Genomic DNA, 21,505 nt, shown 5'->3' on the forward strand with positions numbered 1-21,505 from the left:
GCAGGATTCCGGCCGGTGCCCGCGGCAACGCGGGCGCCAGCGTTCAGCGCGCCGCCACCGGCTTGCCGAACCCGCCGAGAATCTTCTTCTCGAGCGCGATGTAGTCGCGGCCGAAGTGGTGATCGCCCTGCGTCTTGATCACGTCGGCGCCCGTGTTCGCGAGCGCCGGGCACATCGTGTCCTTCTCTTCCGCGCCGTAGAAGCACTGCACGAGCTGCGGCGGCACCTTCGCGATTTCCGGCGCGACCTTCAGCGCCTTGTCGCTCGCGGGCATCCCGAGCCAGCCCGTCACGCGGATCTGGAAATCGGCGGACGGCGCAAAGCCGAGCAGCGACATCACCGCGACCTTGTCGCGCAGGTCGGCCGGCAGCCGGTTGTACGCGAACGGCATCACGTCGGCGCCGAACGAGTAGCCGACCAGCGCCACGCGGCTTGCATGCCAGCGCGCCATGTACGTGCGCATCACGCGTGCGAGATCGCGGCTCACTTGCGCGGGCGGCTTCTCGCTCCAGAAATAACGCAGGCTGTCGATGCCGACCACCGACATGCCGTCGCGCTGCAGCGCCTCGGCGATCGTCTTGTCGAGATCGCGCCAGCCGCCGTCGCCCGAGATCACGATCGCCAGCCGGTCGCTGCCGCCCTTGGCCGGCAGCTCGACGAGCGGCAGATCCGACACGTCGAGTTCATCGCCGCTGCCGCTGTCGCGCAGGTGCGACGTGACGAGCGAGACCAGCTTCGTGTTGTCGCCCGCGGCCGCCGTTTCGACGAAGCCCGGCATCGCGCGGCGCACGATCGTCGGATCGGGCGGGCACGGCTTGAAGCGCGGATCGAGCTTCGCGGCCGGGGCGACCGACACGACGCCGGCGATCGTGTTCTCCGGCGCCATCGACAGGATCTGCTTCGCGATCGCGCCGCCCTGGCCCACGCCCGCGACGATCGGCGTGAAATAACGCGACGACTGCGCGAGACGTTCGAGCTGATGGCTGACCGCCTCGGCGTCGCCGTCGAGGTGGTGGCAGGTCTCCTGCTTCGCGGCGAGATTCATCGCGTAGCGCTCGGTATCGACGCCGACCGTCATCGCACCGGCTTTCGCGAGCGCGTCGGCCGCCTGCTGATCGGCGGCATTCCAGCCGGCCTCACGCGAGAACAGCACGACGAATCCGCGCAGCGGCCCGCTCGGTTTGGTCACGGTAACGGGCCCATAACGGCCGCCCGACACGGTTTCGGCTTTCACGGCGGCCGGCTGCGTGGCGCACGCGGCGCCGGCCAGCATCATTCCCGCGCAGGCGGCTGCCGCCCGCGCGATTCCCTTCTTCAAACTCATGAGCGCCGACCTCCAGCCAGCAATGACAGATCCGCCAGCGTGACGAACACGCCGACCGAGCCCGAGGCCGCGAGATAACGCGGCTCCCAGTGCGGTTCGAACTTGCTCTTGAAAGCGCGCAAGCCGCGGAAGTTGTAGAAGCGGCCGCCGAAGCGCCAGACCATCAGGCCGAGCCGGTGCCACGGCGACGGCATCTTCGCCGCCCCCATTCCCGAGAACGGCGCGATGCCCAGGCTCAGCTTGCGGAAACCCGCTTCCTTCAGATGCAGCGCGAGCTGCGTGAACAGATACTCCATCGCGTACGGCGACGCGTCCGGCAGATGGCGCATCACGCCGACCGTCGCCTCGGTGTTGAGGTCGGTCGTCATGAACGTGACGAACGCGATCGGCTTGTCGGCCTGCCGCACGAGCATCACCGACTGCGTCGCGAGATAGCCGTCGTGGAACGCGGCCACCGAGAAGCTTTTCTCGCGCGCATCGCGGCTATCGAGCCAGCCGTCGGAAATGTCGCGCAGCGCCGGCAGCGCGGCCGGCACGTCGCCCGGCGCGATCACCTCGACCGTCAGCGCGTCCTTGTCGCCGCGGCGCAGCGCGTAGCGCAGGTGGGAGCGGTTCGAACCCTTCAGGTCGAACCGGTCGAGCGCGATATGCGCTTCCTCGCCGAGTTTCATCAGCGTGAGGCCCGCGTCGAGATACAGCGGCAGCGCGTTCGCGCGCACCTGGTAGAACGCCGCGCGGCCGCTGTGCGCGTGTGCGAGCGCGATGAACTTGCTGATCAGCGCCGGCCATTCTTCACGCGGCCCGACCGGGTCGTGCAGCGCGGCCCACGTGCGGCCGTTCTTCGCGTACATCAGGAACGCGCGGCGCGATTCGGAAAACAGGAAGGACTTGTCGCCCATCAGCGCGAGGCCCGCGTCGCTGCATTCCTGCGCGCGGATGATCTGCTCCGCGTCGATCAGGTCCTGCTCCGCGGGTTTCACGAAACGCCCGGGCGCCGGACGCAGCAGTTGCCACAGCGCGAACAGCGCGACGAACACGCCGGCCGCGAGCGTCGCTCGAAGCGCGCGCGGCGCACGCGCATCGAAAGAGAAATGCGACCACAGCTCGCGCGTGTACGGTACGTCGCGGAACGCGAAGAACAGCACCCACACGGCCAGCATCAGCACCATCGTCACCGACACGAACCAGCTCACCGTGAAGCGCTCGGCGAGCAGCGACGAATGACGGTTGAAGCGTCGGCGGCTGACGAGCAGCAGCACGAGCAGCGTGCCGAGCACGCCGGCCTCGACGAACGCGAGACCCTTCGCGAGCGACAGCGCGAGGCTCGCGAGCGTCAACGCGAAGGTCATCCACCATGCGCCGTCGAGCCGCCGCAGCAGCCCGCGCGCGACGAACAGCAGCGCGACGCCGAGCACGCTGCAGATCACCTGCGAGCCTTCGAGCACCCACAGCGGCACGATATGACGCAGGATCGCGATCCGATGCCAGAACGCCGGCGTCGCGCTCGAGATCACCAGCATCCCGCCGACCGCGAACGTCACGAGGCTCAGGAACACCGGTGCGAGCTGCGACACGCGCACGGCCTGCCGCGTGACGAGCCGGCGCCGCAGCGCGCGGCCCTCGAAACCGGCCAGCAGGCCGGCCGACAACACGAGCGGCACGCCGAAATAGATCGCGCGATAGGCAATCAGCGCGGCGACCATCGCGTGCGCGGGCACTTCGCGGCCGAGCGTGAACACCATCGCGGCTTCGAACACGCCGATCCCGCCCGGCGTATGGCCGATCATCCCGAGCAGCAAGGCGGCCGCGTAGACGGTGATGAAGGTCGGGAAACCGACCGGCGCGGCCGGCAGCAGCACCCACAGCGTCAGACCTGCCGCGACGACGTCGAGCACCGCGTAGACGACCTGCGCGACGAGATCGCGCCGCGCGGGCACGTCGAACGACAGCCACTTGAAGCGCGTGACGACCGGGCGCGCGGTGTGGCCGCACATCGCGACCATCGCGGCCAGCACCACGAGCAGCGCGGCACCGGTCCACGTGAGCACGCCGGGCGCCACGTGCAGCATCGCGGCAAGCGCCTCCGGCACGCAGACCATGCCGACCGCCGTCATCAGCACCATCGCGAGCGCCAGCGTGCCGCTCGTGAAGACGGTCATCCGGCCGATCTGCGCGGGCGTCACGCCCGATACGCCGTACACGCGCGCGCGGACCGCGCCGCCCGTCAGTGCGCCGAAACCGGTTGCGTTACCGAGCGCGGAGCCGGCGATCGCGCCGATCCACAGCGCGACGCGCGGTACTTTCGCGGCGACATAGCGCAGGCCGACCGCGTCGCGGGCGACGAGCGCGAGATAACTGAGGGCCGTCGCGGCGAGCGACGCGCCCCACTCGCCGGCGGACAGGTGACGCAGTTGGCGGATCACCGACCGGTAGTCGACGGATTCCGACAGATGCTGGAAAACCACGATCAGCAGCAGGCCGATGCCGAGCGCGAGCAGCGGCGACAGCACGCGCTCGTTGCGGATCAACGCCCGGGCACGGGCGATCACCGCCGCGGCGCGGCCGGGCGAACCAGAGTGGCGGGAAGACATAAATTGTTCAGTGGTGGTGCATAGCGTGTCGCGGCGCAGGCAAGCCAAGCGGCGACGTATCTGGTTGTTCTGCGTGGGCGGTCAGCCGAAGACGGGGCCCGGCGGCGCCTGGATCAGAACTTACGAGTATACGGAATTTATATTACAGAATCTTTCAGGTTCGCATTGTGCGCTTTTGTGGCTCGCCGGGCGAGCTGACAACACATAAAAAATCGTGCACCGCACAAACGCAAGGTGCGCATCATACCGGGAACACGGGCAGTTTTTTCATCGGATGAATGACTTGTGATGCATTTGGGAAAAATCTGCCGGACGGGGCGCGGAGGGCGAGGACGAAAACATGATGGCGCGGGGCGTTTCGGGAATGGGGCCGGGATGATTCGACCCGCCCGCCCCCGCGCTTTGCCAGTGAAGAAACGCGCGGCCCGCCATCACCTCCCCCGCTCACGCTCCCCCAACGCGATTGCCTTGTAGTCGTAAGTCGGATAGAACTCCGTCCGATAGGCGCCCCACGCCGTATCCTCGAGCACGCGATTGACCTCGCGCAGCCGCGACGCCGGCAGCCGCAGCACGACGATCTGCCCGATCCCCATCGTCACGGTCCAGCTCACCACTTCGACGCCCGGCGGCGGAAACGCCTTGTAGAACCCCTGCTTCGCGAGTTGCGCATTCAGCTCGGCGAGCGGGCGCGACTGGTCGTGTTTCAGGAAAACCGTCAGGAGTATCGCGTTATCCGGCGTCGCAGCGGCCGAGCCCGCCGGCACGGTCGACGTCTGGCCGACGGCCGGCGCGCTACCGGTCGCGGCACCGGCCAGCGCTGCGGCGATCACAAGGGTTCGAATCGGGAAAAACCGGGCTGCCGTCATGACGCGACTCCGTGGCTTCGTGGCTGGAGCCGCCATCATGCGCCGCCTCGGCCAGCGCTGCAGTCAGCCGGCCGCTGCGGCAATCACGCGGCGTCCGCGCCGTCGCGCTCGCGCAACACGTCGATGAGCGCGCGCAGCTTGGCCGGCACGTGCTTGCGATTCACGTAGTACAGCCACATCGGCGGCAGCGTGCGGCACACGCCCGGCAGCACCTCGACGAGCGAGCCATCAAGCAGATCCTGCTCGATGCGCTCGCGCATGAACGCGAATGCAATGCCGACACCCGCGCGCGCAGCATCGATCACCGCGTCGGCATCGTTCGTCACGAACACGCCGTCCGGATCGAGGTCGACGTCGCGCGGCCCGTCTTGCAGCAGCCATTTGTGCAGGCGTCCGCTTTCCGAGAAACGGAACCGGATGCACGCATGACGCCCGAGCGCCGCAATCGACGCCGGCACGCCATGCCGTGCCAGATAACCGGGCGACGCGACCAACGCACACGTCAGCGCCGGCGCGATGCGCACGCCGATCATGCCCGGCTGCAACCGGTCGGCCAGCCGGATTCCCGCATCGAACCCGTCCTTCGCGATGTCGACCAGTTCGTTCTCGTAGCGGATCTCGAGCCGGACTTTCGGAAAACGCTCGCGAAACGTGGCGAGTACGGGCGCGATCACGAGCGAGCGCGCCAGCGGCAGCGCGGTCACGCGCAACACGCCGCTCGGCTCGCTGCGCGCGTCCTTCAGCTCGTCGCGCGCCTGCATGACCTGCCGGTACGCGGGCTCCGTCTGCCGCCAGTAGCGCTGCCCGGCTTCCGTCAGGCTCACGCCGCGGGTGCTGCGGTTGAACAGCTTCACGTTCAGCTCGCCCTCGAGCTGCCCGATCGCGAGACTGACGGCAGCCGGCGTCAAGCCGAGCGCGGCGGCGGCCCGCGTGAAGTTGCCGGCCGTCGCGACGGTCATGAACACGTGCAGCCCGGCCATCGGATCGCGTCTGCCCATCATTAGAAAAACTTGAAACTCTTTCGAGCGGAATGCGGATTCTCCCATATACCGCAACTGCCTACACTGACGCTGTCGTCTCACCGGAGCTTCGCATGTCACCCGTTACCGCCGCGCTGCCGCTCGCAGCCGCCCGTCGCGCGATCGATGCGGCCCTCGCGCACGCCGCGTCGCTGCAGGTCGACGGCGTCGCCATCGCCATCGTCGATGCCGGTGCAAACCTGCTCGCCTTCGTGCGCACCGACGATTGCTTCCTCGGCGCGATCGATCTCGCGCAGCGCAAGGCGCTGACGGCAGTCCGCTTCCGTACATCGACCGATGCGCTCGGCGCGATGTCGGGCGACGGTCCGCTGCACGGCATCGAGCACAGTCACGGCGGGCTCGTCACGTTCGGCGGCGGCGAACCGCTGATCGACGGCAACGGGCGCTGCGTCGGCGCGATCGGCGTCTCGGGCGGCAGCGTCGATGAAGACACGGCGATCGCGCGACACGGCCGCGACCGCTTTCCGGCAACGCTCCACCTCCCAACCACAGGGTAAGCCCATGACACAGAAGCGCATCCTCATCACCGGCGCAGGCACCGGGTTCGGCCGCGAGGTCGCCTTACGGCTCGCCGCGCGCGGTCACGACGTGACGGCCGGCGTTCGCGTCACCGCCGAAATCGACGCACTGACGGCCGCCGCCGCGCAACGCGGCGCCGCGCTGCGCGCGATCAAGCTCGACGTCACGTCGGCGCACGATCGCGCCCGCGCGGCGGAACTCGACATCGACGTGCTCGTAAACAACGCGGGCGTCGGCGAGGCCGGTGCGCTCGTCGACCTGCCGGTCGAGATCGTCCGCGAGCTGTTCGACGTGAACGTGTTCGGTCCGCTCGAACTCACGCAGCAGATCGCGCGCGGCATGCTCGCGCGCGGGCACGGCAAGATCGTGTTCGTGTCGTCGATCGCGGGCCTGATCACGGGGCCGTTCACGGGTGCGTATTGCGCGTCGAAGCACGCGGTCGAAGCGGTGGCCGAGGCGATGCAGGCGGAACTGGCGCCGCACGGGATCCGCGTCGCGGTCGTGAACCCCGGCCCGTACCGCACGGGCTTCAACGACCGGATGATGGAAACGACGCGGCGCTGGCGCGATCCCGCCGTGCATACCGTGACGCCCGAGCGGCTGACGTTCCCGCTCGAACAGCACGACCCGGAGGAAATGATCGCGAAGATGGTCGACGTGATCGACAGCGACGGCGGCGCGTTCCGCAACCTGCTGCCGGAATCGTCGGAAGCATTCGTACGCGCCGAACAGGCGCGCGCATGGGAACGGCAGCAATGACGAGCCGGGCGGCAGGCGCCGGACGGCGCGCCGCCGCTCGCGCGGTCAGTACACGTCGCGCATGTAGCGCCGAGCCTTCGCGAGCCGCGCGACATAGTCGTTCGCGGCTTCGTCCGACATCCCGCCGTGCTCGGCAACGACGGCCTTCAGCGCCGCATCGACGTCCCTGGCCATCCGCGCGGCGTCGCCGCACACGTAGAAGTGCGCGCCTTCCTCCAGCCACGCGAACAACTCGGCGCCCTGCTCGCGCATCCGGTCCTGCACGTAGATCTTGTCGGCCTGGTCGCGCGAGAACGCGAGATCGAGCCGCGTCAGGAAGCCGCTGTCGTGCATCGCACCGAGTTCGTCGCCGTAGTAGAAGTCGGTCTGCGCGTGCTGCTCGCCGAAGAACAGCCAGTTGCGCCCGCGCGCGCCGCGCGCCTGCCGCTCGTGCAGGAACCCGCGGAACGGGGCGACGCCGGTGCCGGGGCCGACCATCACGATCGGCACGTCGCCGTTCACCGGCGGCCGGAAATGCGCAGACTTCTGCACGAACACCGGCACGCGTCCATCGTCCGCGCGATCGGCGAGGAACGTCGACGCGACGCCTTTGCGTGCGCGACGGCCGTTGTGATAACGCACGGCCGACACGGTCAGGTGAATCTCGCCCCGGTGCGCGCTCGGGCTCGACGCGATCGAATAGAGGCGCGGCTGCATGCGCTTGAGCATGCCGACCAGCTCCGTGCCCGACAGATCGACCGGAAACGCGTGCAGCACGTCCGCGAGCTGCTGCCCCCACAGCCATTGCTTCAGGTCGCCCTTGCGATCGTCGCCGAGCAACGCCTTCAGCGCACCGTTCGCGCTGCGCGACGCGATGAACGCGAGCGTATCCGGATGCGGACGCGTGATGTCGAAGTGGCGCGCGAGCGCGTCGCCGAGGCGGATCTCGCCGACGCCCGCCACCGACACCGGCGCATCGGCCTTCAGCGCGGTCACCGACAGCAGTTCGTCGACCAGTTCCGGGCAGTTGGTCGGCCACACGCCGAGCGCATCGCCGGTTTCGTATTCGAGGTTCGCGCCGTCGGTCGACAACGACACGTAGCGCGTGTCCTTCACGGCGCCCGGGCGATTGAGCCGCACGTTCGCGACGAGCTTCGACGGCGCCGGCTGCGCCTTCGTCGGCAGCAGCCCCGGCGGGCTCATCCCGCCGGACGGCACCGCGTGCAGCGCCGCGTCGGCCTCCTTGATCCGCGCGACGACGCGTTCGAGCCACTGGTCGGCATCGTGCTGGAATTCGACGTCGCAATCGACGCGCGCGCACAGGCGCGCCGCGCCGAGTTCCGCGAGCCGCGCGTCGAGGCGGCGGCCGTGGCCGCAGAACTGGTCGTAGTTGCGGTCGCCGAACGCGAGTACCGCGAAATGCACGCCGTCGAGCCGTGCCGCGCTGCCGGCCCGCAGCGCGTCCCAGAACTCGCTGCCGTTGTCGGGTGCGTCGCCGTCGCCGAACGTGCTCGTCATCAGCAGCACGTATTGCGCACCGGCAAGCGACGCGACTGGATAGTCGGACATGCACGCGCTGCGGATCTCGAAACCCGCGTTCATCAACCGCGTCGCGTAATCGTCGGTCAGCGATTCGATGTTGCCGGTCTGCGACGCCCACAGCAGCACGACCTTCGGTCGCGTGCGCACGATCCGCACGCCGCCGGATGCGGCGGTCTCGGCCGGCAGCGCGGCGGTGGCGGCAACCTGCTCATGCGCAGGCAGCGAGCGGCTGAACAGGCCCGCGAGCATCCCGTCGAGCCAGAGCCGCACCGGCGGCGTCAACGGCGCGGCGGCCGGCAGCACCGGCACACCGCCCTCGCGCCGGCCGGCGCTGGCCTTCAGCCCGCTGACGAGGCCCGCCACATACAGCCGTTCGGTATCGGTCAACGGCGGCGGCGCGAGATCGGCGACGCCGAGCGCGGCCGCGAAAGTGTCGATGTCTGCCATGTCGGATTCCTGTGAAGCAGCAGCCTGCACCGGCGCCGGCGCGGGCCCCGCGTCGTCGGCGCATGCATCGGGTTGCGCCGTGTCGTCATCGGCGGACGCGAACGCATCCGTGTCGACGCGCCGCAGCGCGACCGCGCAATATTTCAGTTCGGGTTGCTGCGATTCCGGATCGATCGCGTCGTTCGTCACCGCGTTGACGCACAGGTCGTCGCCGTACACGTCGTTCCAGTGCATCGGCGCGAAGCAGTTGCCGCGCCGCACGCGTTCGGTCACGACGGCCGGCAGCACCGCGCGGCCGCGCGCCGAACGGATTTCGACGCCGTCCTTCGCCGCAATGCCGAGCGCGCGCGCATCGTCCGGGTGCAGTTCGACGAACGGGCGCGGGTTGAGCTTGTTCAGCATCGCGACCTTGCCCGTCTTCGTCATCGTGTGCCACTGATGCTGCAGCCGCCCGGTGTTCAGCACGATCGGGAACGTGTCGTCGGGCAGTTCGGCCGGGTCGACGTGCGGCCGCGCGAAGAAGCGCGCCTTGCCCGACGGTGTCGGGAATGCGATGCGCGGCGCATCGCCGCCGTCGGCGGCCGTGCGCGGCGTCTGGCTCACGCCGTCGTTCAGGTAGCGGACCGGATGCCGCTCGCGCGCGGTGCCCGGCGCGACCGGCCATTGCACCGGGCCGTCGCGCAGCGCCGCATGGCTCGCGCCGCGCAGGTCGTAACCGGTCGCCGGATTCGAGAAGCGCACGATCTCGTCGAACACGTCGGCCGCCGACGCATAGTCGAAGGCCTCGCCGAAGCCCATCGCACGCGCGACTTCCGCGACGATGCGCCAGTCGGGCAGCGCGTCGCCGGGCGGCGCGACCGCCGCGCGCATCAGCGTCATGTTGCGCTCGGAGTTGACCATCACGCCGTCGCCCTCGGCCCACAGCGCGCCGGGCAGCAGGATGTCCGCGTAGCGGTTGGTCTCGGTGTCGAGGAACGCGTCCTGCGCGATCACGAGCTCCGCGGCCTGCAGACCGGCGATCACGTTCCGCCGGTTCGGCACGGTCGCGACCGGGTTCGTGCAAACGATCCAGCACGCCTTGATGTCGCCGGCCGCCATCCGTTCGAACAGGTCGACCGTGCCCTTGCCGGCGTCCTTGCGCAGCGTGCCGGCGGGCACGCGCCACAGGTCCTCGACGAAGCGGCGGTCGTCGTCGGACAGCACCGAGCGCTGGCCCGGCAAGCCCGGCCCCATGTAGCCCATCTCGCGCCCGCCCATCGCGTTCGGCTGACCGGTCAGCGAGAACGGGCCGCTGCCGGCGCGGCAAATCCTGCCGGTTGCCAGATGCAGGTTGCAGATCGCGTTGGTGTTCCACACGCCGTGCGTGCTCTGGTTGAGCCCCATCGTCCAGCAGCTCATCCATTCCTGCGCATCGCCGATCCATTGCGCGGCCGTGCGCAGGTCGGCTTCCGCGAGCCCGGTGATCGCGGCCACGCGTTCGGGCGTGTAGTCGGCGAGAAACGCGGGCATCGCGTCCCAGCCTTCCGTGTATGCGTCGATGAACGCGGCATCGGTGCGGCCGTTCGCATGCAGCAGATGCAGCAGCCCGTTGGCGAGCGCGAGATCGGTGCCAGGCCGGATCTGCAGGAACAGGTCGGCCTTGTCGGCGGTGCCGGTGCGGCGCGGATCGACCACGATCAGCTTCGCGCCGGCCTTCACGCGGTCCATCATCCGCAGGAACAGGATCGGGTGGCAGTCGGCCATGTTCGCGCCGATCACGAAAAACAGGTTCGCGCGATCGAAGTCCTGGTACGACCCGGGCGGGCCGTCCGCGCCGAGCGACTGCTTGTAGCCGGTGCTCGCGCTCGCCATGCAGAGACGCGAGTTCGACTCGATGTTGTGGGTGCCGACGAAACCCTTCGCGAGCTTGTTGACGAGGTATTGCGCCTCGATCGACATCTGCCCCGACACGTAGAACGACAGCGCGTCGGGGCCGTGCGCATCGAGCACCGCGCGCAGCCGGCGCGCGGTTTCGGCGATCGCGTCGCGCGCCGGCAGCGGTACGAGGTCGTCCTCGCGCGCGCGGCGCACGAACGCGCGGTCGAGCCGTCCCGAGCGGCGCAGCGCCACGTGCGCCGACGATCCCTTCGTGCACAGCCGCCCGAAGTTGGCCGGATGGTCGGCGTCGCCGGAGACCTTGACGACTTCGCCGTCCTCGACGTGCAGCACCATTCCGCAGCCGACGCCGCAGTACGGGCACACGCTCTTGACGGGGGTGGCGGTCATGCGCGCTCCGGGACGGTCAGGCCGCGATCCATACGAAACCGTCCTCGACCCGCGACGGATACGCATTCACCGACTGCTCGGGCGCCTCCAGGCATTCGCCGGTGCGCAGGTCGAAGTGCTGCTTGTACAGCGGCGACGCGACCACGATGCGCTCGCCGAGGCTGCCGATCAGCCCGCGCGACATCACGGCCGCCTGCGATACCGGATCGACGTTGTCGATCGCGAACACGCCGCCGTCGGCATGCGCGACGTGGAATACCGCGACCTGCGCGCCGTTGACGAGCGCGCACACGCCGGTGTTCGGCACGATGTCGTCGAGCGCGCACACGCGGGTCCAGGATGGCGAAAGACGATCGTTCATGACGGGCTCCTTGAAGTGATGCGGATATCGGTCAGGCGGTTGCCGGTTCGGTCGCGCTGTCGGCCACGACGGGAATCGGCACGCGCTTGCCGCCCGCCCGCTCACCGGGTGTCGCGGGCCGGATCTGGCCGCGCGTCTCGACGAATTCGATGGTCGTGTCGGGCGCGTCGCTGTTCACGAAGTGGCGGAAACGCTTGCGCGTATCCGGATCGGTGACGGCCCGCTTCCATTCGCATTCGTAGGTGTCGACCACGTGCTGCATGTCGGCTTCGAGTTCGGCCGCGATCGCGAGCTTGTCGTGCACGACGACGTCGATCAGGTAGTCGAGACCGCCTTCGAGGTTGTCGCGCCACACGCTGGTGCGCTGCAGCCGGTCGGCGGTGCGCACGTAGAACATCAGGAAGCGGTCGACGTAGCGGACCAGCGTGTCGCGGTCGAGGTCGGACGCGAGCAGCTCCGCATGGCGCGGTTTCATCCCGCCGTTGCCGCACACGTACAGGTTCCAGCCCTTTTCGGTCGCGATGATGCCGACGTCCTTGCCCTGCGCTTCCGCGCATTCGCGCGTGCAGCCGGATACGCCGAACTTGATCTTGTGCGGCGCGCGCAACCCCTTGTAGCGATGCTCGAGGTCGATCGCGAGACCGACCGAATCGCCGACGCCGTAGCGGCACCAGGTCGACCCGACGCACGATTTCACCGTGCGCAGCGCCTTGCCGTACGCGTGCCCCGACTCGAAGCCGGCCGCGATCAGCTCCTCCCAGATCGACGGCAACTGCTCGACGCGCGCGCCGAACAGGTCGACGCGCTGGCCGCCGGTGATCTTCGTGTACAGGCCGTACTTCTTCGCGACCTGACCGACCGCGATCAGCCCTTCCGGCGTGACTTCGCCGCCCGGCATGCGCGGCACGACCGAGTAGGTGCCGTCGCGCTGGATGTTCGCGAGGTAATAGTCGTTCGAATCCTGCAGCCCCGCGTGCGCCTTCTTGAGCACGAACTCGTTGAAGCACGATGCGAGAATGCCCGCCACGGCCGGCTTGCACACGTCGCAGCCAAGCCCGCGGCCGTGCTTCGCGAGCAGGTCGTCGAAGGTCGTGATGCGCTCGACGCGAATCAGGTGGAACAGCGCCTGGCGCGAATACGGGAAGTGCTCGCACAGATGGTTGTCGACCGCGAGGCCCTGCTTCCGCATCTCGGCCTTCATGATCTGCGTGACGAGCGGCACGCAGCCGCCGCACGACGTGCCGGCGCCCGTGCACGTCTTCAGCGCGCCGAGGCTCGTCGCGCCGCCGGCGACCGCCGCGCAGATCTGCGACTTCGACACGTTGTTGCACGAGCAGATCTGCGCGGCCGCGGGCAGCGCGTCGACGCCGATCGCCGGCTTCGCCGCGCCGTCCGACGACGGCAGGATCAGGAATTCGGGCGACTCGGGCAGCTCGATGCGGTTCAGCATCATCTGCAGCAGCGTGCCGTACTCGGCCGCGTCGCCGACCATCACCGCGCCGTGCAGGAACTTGCCGCAGTCGGATACCACGAGCTTCTTGTAGACCTGGCGGCGCTCGTCCGCATACTGGTAGGTGCGGCTGCCGGCCGTCGTGCCGTGCGCGTCGCCGATGCTCGCGACGTCGACGCCCATCAGCTTCAGCTTCGTGCTCATGTCGGCGCCCGCGAACGCGGCTGCGGCCCCCGCGCCGACCTCGCCGCCAAGCTGCGTCGCGACCACGCGCGCCATGTCGTAGCCGGGCGCGACGAGGCCGTACACCATGCCGTTCCAGGCCGCGCATTCGCCGATCGCGTAGATGTCGGCGTCGCTCGTGCGGCACGCGTCGTCGATCGCGATGCCGCCGCGCGGGCCGGTGTCGAGCCCGCACGCACGGGCCAGTTCGTCGCGCGCACGGATGCCGGCCGAGAACACGATCATGTCGGCGTCGAGATGCGTGCCGTCGGCGAATGCCATCCGGTGCGCGCCGTCCTCGCCGTCGACGATTTCCAGCGTGTTCTTGCCCGTATGCACGGTCACGCCGAGCGCCTCGATCTTCGCGCGCAGCATCCGGCCGCCGCCGTCGTCGACCTGCACGGCCATCAGCCGCGGCGCGAATTCGACGACGTGGGTGTCGAGCCCCATGTCGCGCAGCGCCTTCGCGCATTCGAGGCCGAGCAGCCCGCCGCCGATCACGACGCCGCGCTTCGCGTGCGCGCCGCACGCCTGCATCGCCTCGAGATCCTCGATCGTCCGGTACACGAAGCAGCCTGCGCGATCGCGCCCCGGCACCGGCGGCACGAACGGGCGCGAGCCCGTGGCGAGCACGAGCTTGTCGTACGCGAGCGTTTCGCCCGACGCAAGCGTGACCGTATGCGCGGCGCGGTCGATCGACGCGACCTGCGCGTTCAGCCGCAGGTCGAACTGCGGATGACGCTCGAAGAAGCCCGGCTCGACCAGCGACAGGTCGTGCGCCGACTTGCCCGCGAAGAACTCGGACAGGTGCACGCGATCGTAGGCCGGGCGCGGCTCCTCGCCGAGCACGGTGACCTGCAGCGCGCCCGCCACGCCCGCTTGCGCCGCGACGCATTCGAGGAACTTGTGGCCGACCATGCCGTGGCCGATGACGATGAGTTTCATGGTGAAGGTTCCTTCGCTCGATCAGTTCGCGGCGTTGGCGGCGGCCAGCGCGCGATCGCGCAGCTCGGCTTCGCGTGCCTTGTGTTCTTCGCTGAAGCGCACGGCCATCGCGCACAGCGCGGTCGCGGTCACGACGAGGCCGAGCAGGCTCAGCGTCTGCTGCACGTCACCCACGCCCTTCAGCAGGAAAGCCGCCGCCACCGCGCCGACGTTGCCGCCCGCGCCGACGATCCCCGCGACGCCGCCGAGCGCCTTGCGGTCGATGAACGGCACCAGCGCGTAGGTCGCGCCACAGGCCATGTGCGTGAACAGGCCGAAGGCCAGCATCGCGACGAGTGCGACGCCGACGCTTTGCGCATGCGAGAACCAGATCAGCCCGAGCCCTTCGCCGACGATCAGCGCGCACAGCAGCGCCGCGCGCACGTCGAGGCTGCGGCGCGTGGCGATCTTGTCGGACAGCCAGCCGCCGAGCGCGCGGGCGAACAGCGCGAGCAGCCCGAACAGGCCGACCGCGAAACCGGCGTCCTTCAGCGACAGGCTGAAGTGATTGACGTAGTACAGCGCGGCGATGTTGTGGATGAATACCTCGACGCCGAAGCACGCACCGTAGGTGACGAACAGCATCCACACGCGATAGTTCGCGCATGCGGCGACAAAGCTCGCCCAGCCGCCCTTCTTGCCGCTGTCGACCGTCACGCCCTCCTTGCGCAGCGCGATGATGTCGCCTTGCGGGCAGTCCTGCGTGAAACGCCAGTACGCCCAGGCCATCACGAGCATCGCGACGCCCGGCACGACCAGCGCGACGCGCCACGACGAATCCTCGCCGAGGCCGAGCATCAGGCCGGCGGCGACGAGCAGCGGCATCAGCGCCTGCGTCGCGCCGGCACCGGCGTTGCCCCAGCCCGCCGTCGTCGCGTTCGCGGTGCCGACGACGTTCGGCGCGAACATGACCGACGTGTGGTACTGCGTGATCACGAAGCCCGCGCCGATCGCACCGATGCCGAGCCGGCAGATCAGGAACGACAGGTAGTCGTGCGTGAACGACACCGCGAACACGGGAATCGCGCCAAGCAGCAGCAGGCCGACATACACGCGGCGCGGGCCGAAGCGGTCGCACAACGGGCCGACGAGCAGCCGCACGGCGATCGTCGCGGCCACCGCGGCGATGTTGATGTTGGCGACCTGAGCCGCCGTCAGGTGAAATTCGCGTGCAATGAGCGGCATCAGCGGCGCGCACGCGAACCACGCGAAGAAACAGACGAAGAACGCCATCCACGTCATGTGGAACGCGCGCATCGGCGCGGTGCGGAAGCTGAAGAGATCGATACGGGTAGCTTTGTCGGTCATGTCATCCGCCAAACGAAAAACGGCGTCCTGCGCACCCGGTCTCGTCGAGACCCGATGCGTAGGACGCCGTTGCCCAAGAAGCCCGTTGCCGGGCGCGTCGGTAATCGGTACTGCGGACGAATCGCCGTTGATCCGCCCGAATCGGCTTACGCAAACGCCATGCCATGTTGCCGCCAATCGGGCCCGCAGCCCCGCCGTACAAGGCTTGCCGGCCGGCATGCGGCGCCCGGCGACGCGCGGCGGACGCTGCGCGGTGAGGCAACGAGGCACAGATGTGGTGCGCTGCAGCACTGTCGCCGTGCGACATCGCGGTGCGCACACGTGGCGCACGACGCACGCGATACGGCATGGTGGCTGCCCGCGCGCGGTGCGTGCCGGGCCGTGCACCGGTTGGCCCGGATATTGCTCGATCTCGTGCGCGACACCGGCAACGGCGCCGGTGGGCAGTTCCCGCAAACCCTTGCCCGCCCTTCGGGACAGGCTCCCCCAGGACAACGGCGTCCCTCCCGTGCGCGGCACGGCGGATGCCGGTGTGTTTCGATCGCCCGCCGCCACCGCGCAGACCGTTATCGACCGCCGCACGCACGCATGCGGCAATGGAACACGACATGACGACTGGCAAAGTCACGCTGCTGGGCGCCGGCCCCGGCGATCCCGATCTCCTCACGTTGAAGGCCGTAAAGGCACTCGCCGCCGCCGACGTGCTGCTGCTCGACGACCTGGTCGCGCCCGGCATCGCCGAACTCGCGCCGCGGGCGCGCGTGATCCGCGTCGGCAAGCGCGGCGGCTGCCGCTCCACGCCGCAGGCATTCATCGAGAAGCTGATGCGCCGCTACGCGCTGCGCGGCGCGCACGTGGTGCGCGTGAAAGGCGGCGACGCGCTGCTGTTCGGCCGCGCCGGCGAAGAACTCGCGACACTGCGCGCCGCCGCGATTCCGGTCGAGATCGTCAGCGGCATCTCGTCGGGATTCGCGGCCGCCGCGAGCCTCGGCGTCTCGCTCACGCACCGCGCGCACTGCCAGGGCGTCACGTTCGTCACCGCACACCGCCAGGATCACGGCGAACCCGACTGGGCGCGGCTCGCGGCGACCGGCACGACGCTCGCGATCTACATGGGGATGAGCCGCATCGACCGCATCGCGTCGGGCCTGCTCGCCGCGCTGCCGGCGTCGACGCCGGCAGCGGCCGTGCAATGGGCCGGCACGCCCGACGAACGCCGCTGGACCGGCACGCTCGGCACGCTTGCGCACGGCATCGACGCCGCGCGGCTCGGCAGCCCGGCCGTGATCCTCGTCGGCGGCGCGATCGGCGAAGCCGCCGCGCAGGATGCGGATGCCGCGGTCGGCACGGTGTTTTCGCGGGCCGCCTGACATGCACGGCTTCGCACGGCTTCGGCCGCTCTCCGTTCCCGCCGCCAACGGCCACGCGCGCGGCCTGCATGCGTCGTTCGCGCGCGGCCCCGCGGCTTCACCGCTCCTGTCGCCTGCCTCATGAGTTCGCCTGCCCAGCCCCCCCGCCTGCGCGTGCTGCTCGTTACCGACACCGACAAGCCGATCGGCGAGCTCGGCGACGCGCTCGCGCGCCTCGGCTACGAGATGCTGAACGACGTCGCGACACCCGCGCGCCTGCCGGCAGCCGTCGAGGAGCAGCGCCCCGACGTCGTGATCATCGACACCGATTCGCCGTCGCGCGACACGCTCGAACAACTTGCGGTGATGCACACGACCGCGCCGCGCCCCGTGCTGATGTTCAGCCACGACGCCGACCAGGAACTGATCCGAGCGGCGGTCGGCGCGGGCGTCAGCGCGTATCTCGTCGAAGGCTTGTCGGCCGAGCGGCTCGCCCCGATTCTCGAAGTCGCGCTCGCGCGCTTCTCGCACGACGATGCGCTGCGCCGCCGGCTGGCCGACGTCGAGCGCGAACTCGCGGAACGCAAGCTGATCGACCGCGCGAAACGCGCGCTGATGGACCAGCGCAAGCTGTCCGAGCACGACGCGTACGCGGCGCTGCGCAAGCGCGCGATGGATCAGGGCCTGCGCATCGTCGACGTCGCGCGCCAACTGCTCGACGCCTCACCCCAGTCATGAGTGCCATGGATACCTCACCTCCCGCCGCGCCGGAACGCGCCCATCTTCGCCTCGGGTTCGTCGCGCTGAGCGACGCGGCCCCGCTGATCGTCGCGCAGCGCCTGAACCTCGGCGCGCGGCACGGCCTCACGCTCGAGCCGAGCCGCCAGCCGTCCTGGGCCGCCGTGCGCGACAAGCTGCTGAGCGGCGAACTCGACGCCGCGCATGCGCTGTACGGCCTCGTCACCGGGCTGCAGCTCGGCATCGGCGGCCCGCAGGCCGACATGGCCGCGCTGATGGTGCTGAACCGCAACGGCCAGGCGATCACATTGTCGCGCGGCCTCGCCGACGCGTTCCGCGACACCGGCAGCCTGCGCGACACGTTCGCGACGCTCGGCCGCAAGCCGCTGCTCGCGCAGACGTTCCCGACCGGCACGCACGCGATGTGGCTGAACCACTGGCTCGCGTCGCACGGCGTCGATCCGCTGCGCGACGTGCGCAGCGTCGTGATCCCGCCGCCCGAGATGGTCGCCGCGCTCGCCGGCGGCGAGCTCGACGGCTTCTGTGCCGGCGAGCCATGGCACGCGGTGGCCGACGCATGCGGCGCGGGCCGCACCGTCGCGGTCACGAGCGAGATCTGGCCCGATCATCCGGAAAAGGTGCTGGCGGCGCGGCGCGACTTCGTCGCGCTGTATCCGGCCACCGCGCGAGCGCTGATCCGCACGCTCGTCGATGCGTGTGCGTGGCTCGACAGCGCCGCGCATCGCCGCGAGGCCGCCGACTGGCTCGCGTCGCCCGACGCGCTCGGCGTGCCGGCCCGCTTGATCGCGCCGCGCCTGCTCGGCGACTACGGCGCCGGGCCGTTCGCCACGCCGCCGCTGCCGATCCGCTTCCACGACGGCGGTACCGTGAACCGGCCCGATCCGCTCGAAGGCCGCTGGTTCCTGTCCCAATACCGGCGCTGGGGGATGCTCGACGGCCCGCACGACGATGCGGCGATCGCCGCGGCAATCGCGCAGACCGCGTTGTATGATGCTGCGGTCGCCGAAGGCGGCGCATCGGGCCCGTCGCGCGCGTAATGCGCGCGCCTGAAGCCGAAGGCGCGCTCCCGGGCCGCGCCACACCGCTCCGGGCCACCCGGCGGCGGCCGGCAGGCACCGCCCGGGCGACACCGCATGACCACTCCGTCCCCGATCCGAATCGATGCCGAAACGTACGCGCGCGCCGCTCGACGTGCTGCTCACCGAAATCCGCGCGTGCCGTGCCTGCGAAGCCGACCTGCCGCTCGGCCCGCGCCCCGTTGTGCGCGCCCATCGCGACGCACGCATCCTGATCGTCGGGCAGGCGCCGGGCGCACGCGTCCACGCGAGCGGCATCCCGTGGGACGACGCGAGCGGCAAGCGGCTGCGCGGCTGGCTCGACGTCGACGCCGACACCTTCTACGACGAAGCGCGCTTCGCGATCGTGCCGATGGGTTTCTGCTATCCGGGCCGCGGCGCGAGCGGCGACAACCCGCCGCGCCCGGAGTGCGCGCCGCTGTGGCTCGACCGGCTGCTGGCCGAACTGCCGTCGATCCGCCTGACGCTGCTGGTCGGCCAGTACGCGCAGCGGCATTTCCTGCGCGACACGCGCCAGGCGACGCTGACCGACACCGTGCACGCGTGGCGCGACTACGGCCCCGGCGTGGTGCCGCTGCCGCATCCGTCGCCGCGCAACCAGGCGTGGTTCAAGCACCACCTGTGGTTCGACGCCGAAGTCGTGCCCGAACTCCGCCGCCGCGTGGCACCGCTGCTCGGCCGATGAACGCAATCACCGGCGGCCTCGCCACGCCTCGCGTCCCGCCCGATGTCCCCGCCATCCCCTCATGAATACCACCTCGACCGACCTCGACTTTGCCTGCACCGGATGCGGCGCATGCTGCCGCGACCTGCGCATTCCGCTGACGCTCGACGAGGCGATCGCATGGCTGCAACGCGGCGGCCACGTGGAACTGCTGTGCGACGCGATGCCGTGGCCCGTCGAACCCGAGCCCGGCGACGCCTTCGCTGCCTACAAGCGCGCGCGTTCGACGCCCGCGACGAGCGGTTCGCTGCCCGTGCGCATCACGGCCGTGCTCACCGCGTCGCATGCCGGCCCGTGCCCGAACCTGCGCGACGACCTGCGCTGCGGGATCTACGACGAACGCCCGCTCGTATGCCGGATCTATCCGGCCGAAGTCAATCCGTTCGTGCCGCTGATGCCCGGCGGCAAGCAATGCCCGCCCGACGCGTGGCGGCACGCGCCGCTGGTCCGCGGCGGCATGCTCGTGGACGCGGCAACGCACGAGACCATCGCACGCTCGCGCGCGGCGAGCGAAGCCGAGACGCCGTTGCGCGCGCGGCTGTGCGCGGCGCTGGGCATCGACACCGCGGCCGTCGCCAATGAAGGCTTCATGGTTCATGCGCCGCCGGCCGCCGCGTTGCTCGCCGCGCTGACCGACCTGCGCACCCCGTTGCCGGCCGAAACCGGCGCCGCAATCGAATGGACGCTGGTGTCGAACCGCGCGCCCACGGTGGAAACGCTCGTGTCGGTCGGTGCATCGAGTATGCTCGCCGCCCGCGGCACGGAGCCGCACGCCCGCTATCTCGGCTTCCATCCGGACGCCTGATCGCCGCGCCGCCACGCGCCCGCACGTTCCGGCCGCGCCCGGTTCGCTGTACCATCGCGGCTCAACCGCGTCATCCACAGCAGAATCCCTCATGCCCTCCACCGCCCCGCCGCGCCTGTACGGGATGCCCGAACGCAGCGACCGGCTCGACTTCTACATCCGCGACCAGGCGTCGCGGCAGGCGATCACCGAGCCGCACCGGCACGCGTATTTCCAGATCCAGTTCAACCTCGGCGGCGACACCGAGCAACGGATCGGCGGCGTCACGCGGCCGTTTCCGCGCGGCGCGCTCGCGTTCGTGCTGCCGCACCGCGAGCACCTGATCCCGCATCCGGACGGCGCGCATTTCATCGTGATCAACTTCAGCCAGGCGTTCCTGCGCGCCGATCTCGACGTCGATCCGCTCGATCTCGAGGACGTGCCCGCACACCGCTTCCCCGAGCTGACGCCGTTCCGCTTCCAGGAGCATCTCGACTTCATCCTGACCGGCGACACGTTCGACGAGGCACGCCGCCTCGCGCTGTGCATGCTCGACACCGATCGCGTGCGCACGTTCGGCTCGACCACGTTGCTGCGCGGCTATCTGCTGCAGCTGATCGGGCTCGTCTGCACGCAGTATGCGGGTGCGCTCGACAAGCTCGCGCAGCGCGGCGCCCAGCGCGCGGGCCGGCGCGACGCGCTCGCGCGCGTGCTGCGGCACGTCCGCGCGAACCTGACCCGCGAGGACCTGACGCTCGCCGCGACCGCCGAGGCCGCGTTCCTGTCGCCGAACTATCTCGCGCACCTGATCCGCAAGGAAACCGGCAGCACGTTCACCGATCTCGTGACCGAGCGCCGGATCGCGCTCGCGCAATCGCTGCTGGCCCACACGAGCCGGCGCATCGCGGACATCGCGCGCTCGGTCGGCTTCCGCGACGAAGGCTATTTCGCGCGGCGCTTCCGGGCGCGCGTCGGCGTGTCGCCGAAGGCCTACCGCGACGCGAACGCCGCGCTCCCGGACGGCGACGATGCGCCGGCGGCCGCCGACACGTAGTTTTGTCCCGGTAAAACGCAGTTGCGTCGCATCCGGCCGCCCGCGCGTCGGGTATCGTTGCACGCATGCCGACCCGGGCGCCGCACGGGCACCGGTATCCGT

Annotated in this window: 16 protein-coding genes; 8 read left to right on the plus strand and 8 right to left on the minus strand. The window is 70.0% G+C overall.

Going from position 1 to position 21,505, the window contains the following annotated elements; genetic code table 11:
- Nucleotides 1-43: 43 nt before the first annotated feature.
- From G3N62_RS14910 to G3N62_RS14925, 4 genes are all read right to left on the minus strand, one after another.
- The gene (locus G3N62_RS14910) at nucleotides 44-1,324 is read right to left on the minus strand and encodes an AcvB/VirJ family lysyl-phosphatidylglycerol hydrolase (RefSeq protein ID WP_124669930.1); all 1,281 of its coding nucleotides are present in this window, start codon (nucleotides 1,322-1,324) and stop codon (nucleotides 44-46) included.
- Nucleotides 1,321-3,915, minus strand: a complete 2,595-nt coding sequence (gene mprF, locus G3N62_RS14915) for a bifunctional lysylphosphatidylglycerol flippase/synthetase MprF (protein WP_124669929.1) — start codon at nucleotides 3,913-3,915, stop codon at nucleotides 1,321-1,323. The genes G3N62_RS14910 and mprF overlap by 4 nt, the downstream gene beginning before the upstream one ends.
- Before the next feature lie 431 nt (nucleotides 3,916-4,346).
- Nucleotides 4,347-4,781: a hypothetical protein gene (locus tag G3N62_RS14920; protein WP_069704691.1), complete on the minus strand. Its 435-nt coding sequence runs from the start codon at nucleotides 4,779-4,781 to the stop codon at nucleotides 4,347-4,349.
- 83 nt (nucleotides 4,782-4,864) lie between these two features.
- Complete coding sequence (locus tag G3N62_RS14925) at nucleotides 4,865-5,779, minus strand: LysR family transcriptional regulator (RefSeq protein ID WP_034191251.1); 915 nt, start codon at nucleotides 5,777-5,779, stop codon at nucleotides 4,865-4,867.
- A 95-nt stretch (nucleotides 5,780-5,874) separates the two neighbouring features.
- On the opposite strand from G3N62_RS14925, the gene G3N62_RS14930 reads away from it, so the two are divergent.
- Nucleotides 5,875-6,318: a heme-binding protein gene (locus G3N62_RS14930; RefSeq protein WP_124669928.1), complete on the plus strand. Its 444-nt coding sequence runs from the start codon at nucleotides 5,875-5,877 to the stop codon at nucleotides 6,316-6,318.
- Nucleotides 6,319-6,322: 4 nt separating this feature from the next.
- The gene (locus G3N62_RS14935) at nucleotides 6,323-7,099 is read left to right on the plus strand and encodes an SDR family oxidoreductase (protein WP_034191249.1); all 777 of its coding nucleotides are present in this window, start codon (nucleotides 6,323-6,325) and stop codon (nucleotides 7,097-7,099) included.
- 45 nt (nucleotides 7,100-7,144) lie between these two features.
- Here the strand turns inward: G3N62_RS14935 and G3N62_RS14940 are convergent, their stop codons facing one another.
- From G3N62_RS14940 to G3N62_RS14955, 4 genes are read right to left on the minus strand one after another with little or no spacing between them, the layout of a single operon-like run.
- On the minus strand, nucleotides 7,145-11,332 hold the full coding sequence (locus G3N62_RS14940) for a bifunctional nitrate reductase/sulfite reductase flavoprotein subunit alpha (protein WP_124669927.1): 4,188 nt from the start codon (nucleotides 11,330-11,332) through the stop codon (nucleotides 7,145-7,147).
- Nucleotides 11,333-11,348: 16 nt separating this feature from the next.
- Nucleotides 11,349-11,693, minus strand: coding sequence for a nitrite reductase small subunit NirD (gene nirD, locus G3N62_RS14945; RefSeq protein WP_034191247.1), 345 nt, complete (start codon nucleotides 11,691-11,693; stop codon nucleotides 11,349-11,351).
- Between the two features lie 31 nt (nucleotides 11,694-11,724).
- Nucleotides 11,725-14,310 carry a nitrite reductase large subunit NirB gene (gene nirB / locus G3N62_RS14950; protein WP_124669926.1) on the minus strand — a complete coding sequence of 862 codons (2,586 nt, stop codon included), beginning with the start codon at nucleotides 14,308-14,310 and terminating at the stop codon, nucleotides 11,725-11,727.
- Nucleotides 14,311-14,331: 21 nt separating this feature from the next.
- Entirely contained in the window at nucleotides 14,332-15,657 is a 1,326-nt protein-coding gene (locus G3N62_RS14955) for an MFS transporter (protein WP_059556614.1), read from the minus strand.
- 608 nt (nucleotides 15,658-16,265) lie between these two features.
- Between G3N62_RS14955 and cobA the strand changes: the two genes are divergently transcribed.
- From cobA to G3N62_RS14985, 6 genes are all read left to right on the plus strand, one after another.
- Nucleotides 16,266-17,027, plus strand: coding sequence for a uroporphyrinogen-III C-methyltransferase (cobA, locus tag G3N62_RS14960; RefSeq protein WP_049030155.1), 762 nt, complete (start codon nucleotides 16,266-16,268; stop codon nucleotides 17,025-17,027).
- Between the two features lie 120 nt (nucleotides 17,028-17,147).
- The gene (locus G3N62_RS14965; protein WP_034191244.1) at nucleotides 17,148-17,744 is read left to right on the plus strand and encodes an ANTAR domain-containing protein; all 597 of its coding nucleotides are present in this window, start codon (nucleotides 17,148-17,150) and stop codon (nucleotides 17,742-17,744) included.
- Nucleotides 17,745-17,749: 5 nt separating this feature from the next.
- Nucleotides 17,750-18,802 (plus strand): CmpA/NrtA family ABC transporter substrate-binding protein, encoded by a 1,053-nt coding sequence (locus G3N62_RS14970; RefSeq protein WP_034191243.1) that lies wholly within the window; start codon nucleotides 17,750-17,752, stop codon nucleotides 18,800-18,802.
- A 124-nt stretch (nucleotides 18,803-18,926) separates the two neighbouring features.
- Nucleotides 18,927-19,526: a uracil-DNA glycosylase family protein gene (locus tag G3N62_RS14975; RefSeq protein WP_124669925.1), complete on the plus strand. Its 600-nt coding sequence runs from the start codon at nucleotides 18,927-18,929 to the stop codon at nucleotides 19,524-19,526.
- A 61-nt stretch (nucleotides 19,527-19,587) separates the two neighbouring features.
- On the plus strand, nucleotides 19,588-20,370 hold the full coding sequence (locus G3N62_RS14980) for a YkgJ family cysteine cluster protein (RefSeq protein WP_124608838.1): 783 nt from the start codon (nucleotides 19,588-19,590) through the stop codon (nucleotides 20,368-20,370).
- A gap of 91 nt (nucleotides 20,371-20,461) precedes the next feature.
- Nucleotides 20,462-21,403 carry a helix-turn-helix transcriptional regulator gene (locus tag G3N62_RS14985; protein ID WP_059556617.1) on the plus strand — a complete coding sequence of 314 codons (942 nt, stop codon included), beginning with the start codon at nucleotides 20,462-20,464 and terminating at the stop codon, nucleotides 21,401-21,403.
- Nucleotides 21,404-21,505: the final 102 nt, after the last annotated feature.

Origin of the sequence: Burkholderia sp. Tr-20355 (assembly GCF_017104685.1) — a bacterium.
Classification (GTDB): Bacteria; Pseudomonadota; Gammaproteobacteria; order Burkholderiales; family Burkholderiaceae; genus Burkholderia; species Burkholderia seminalis.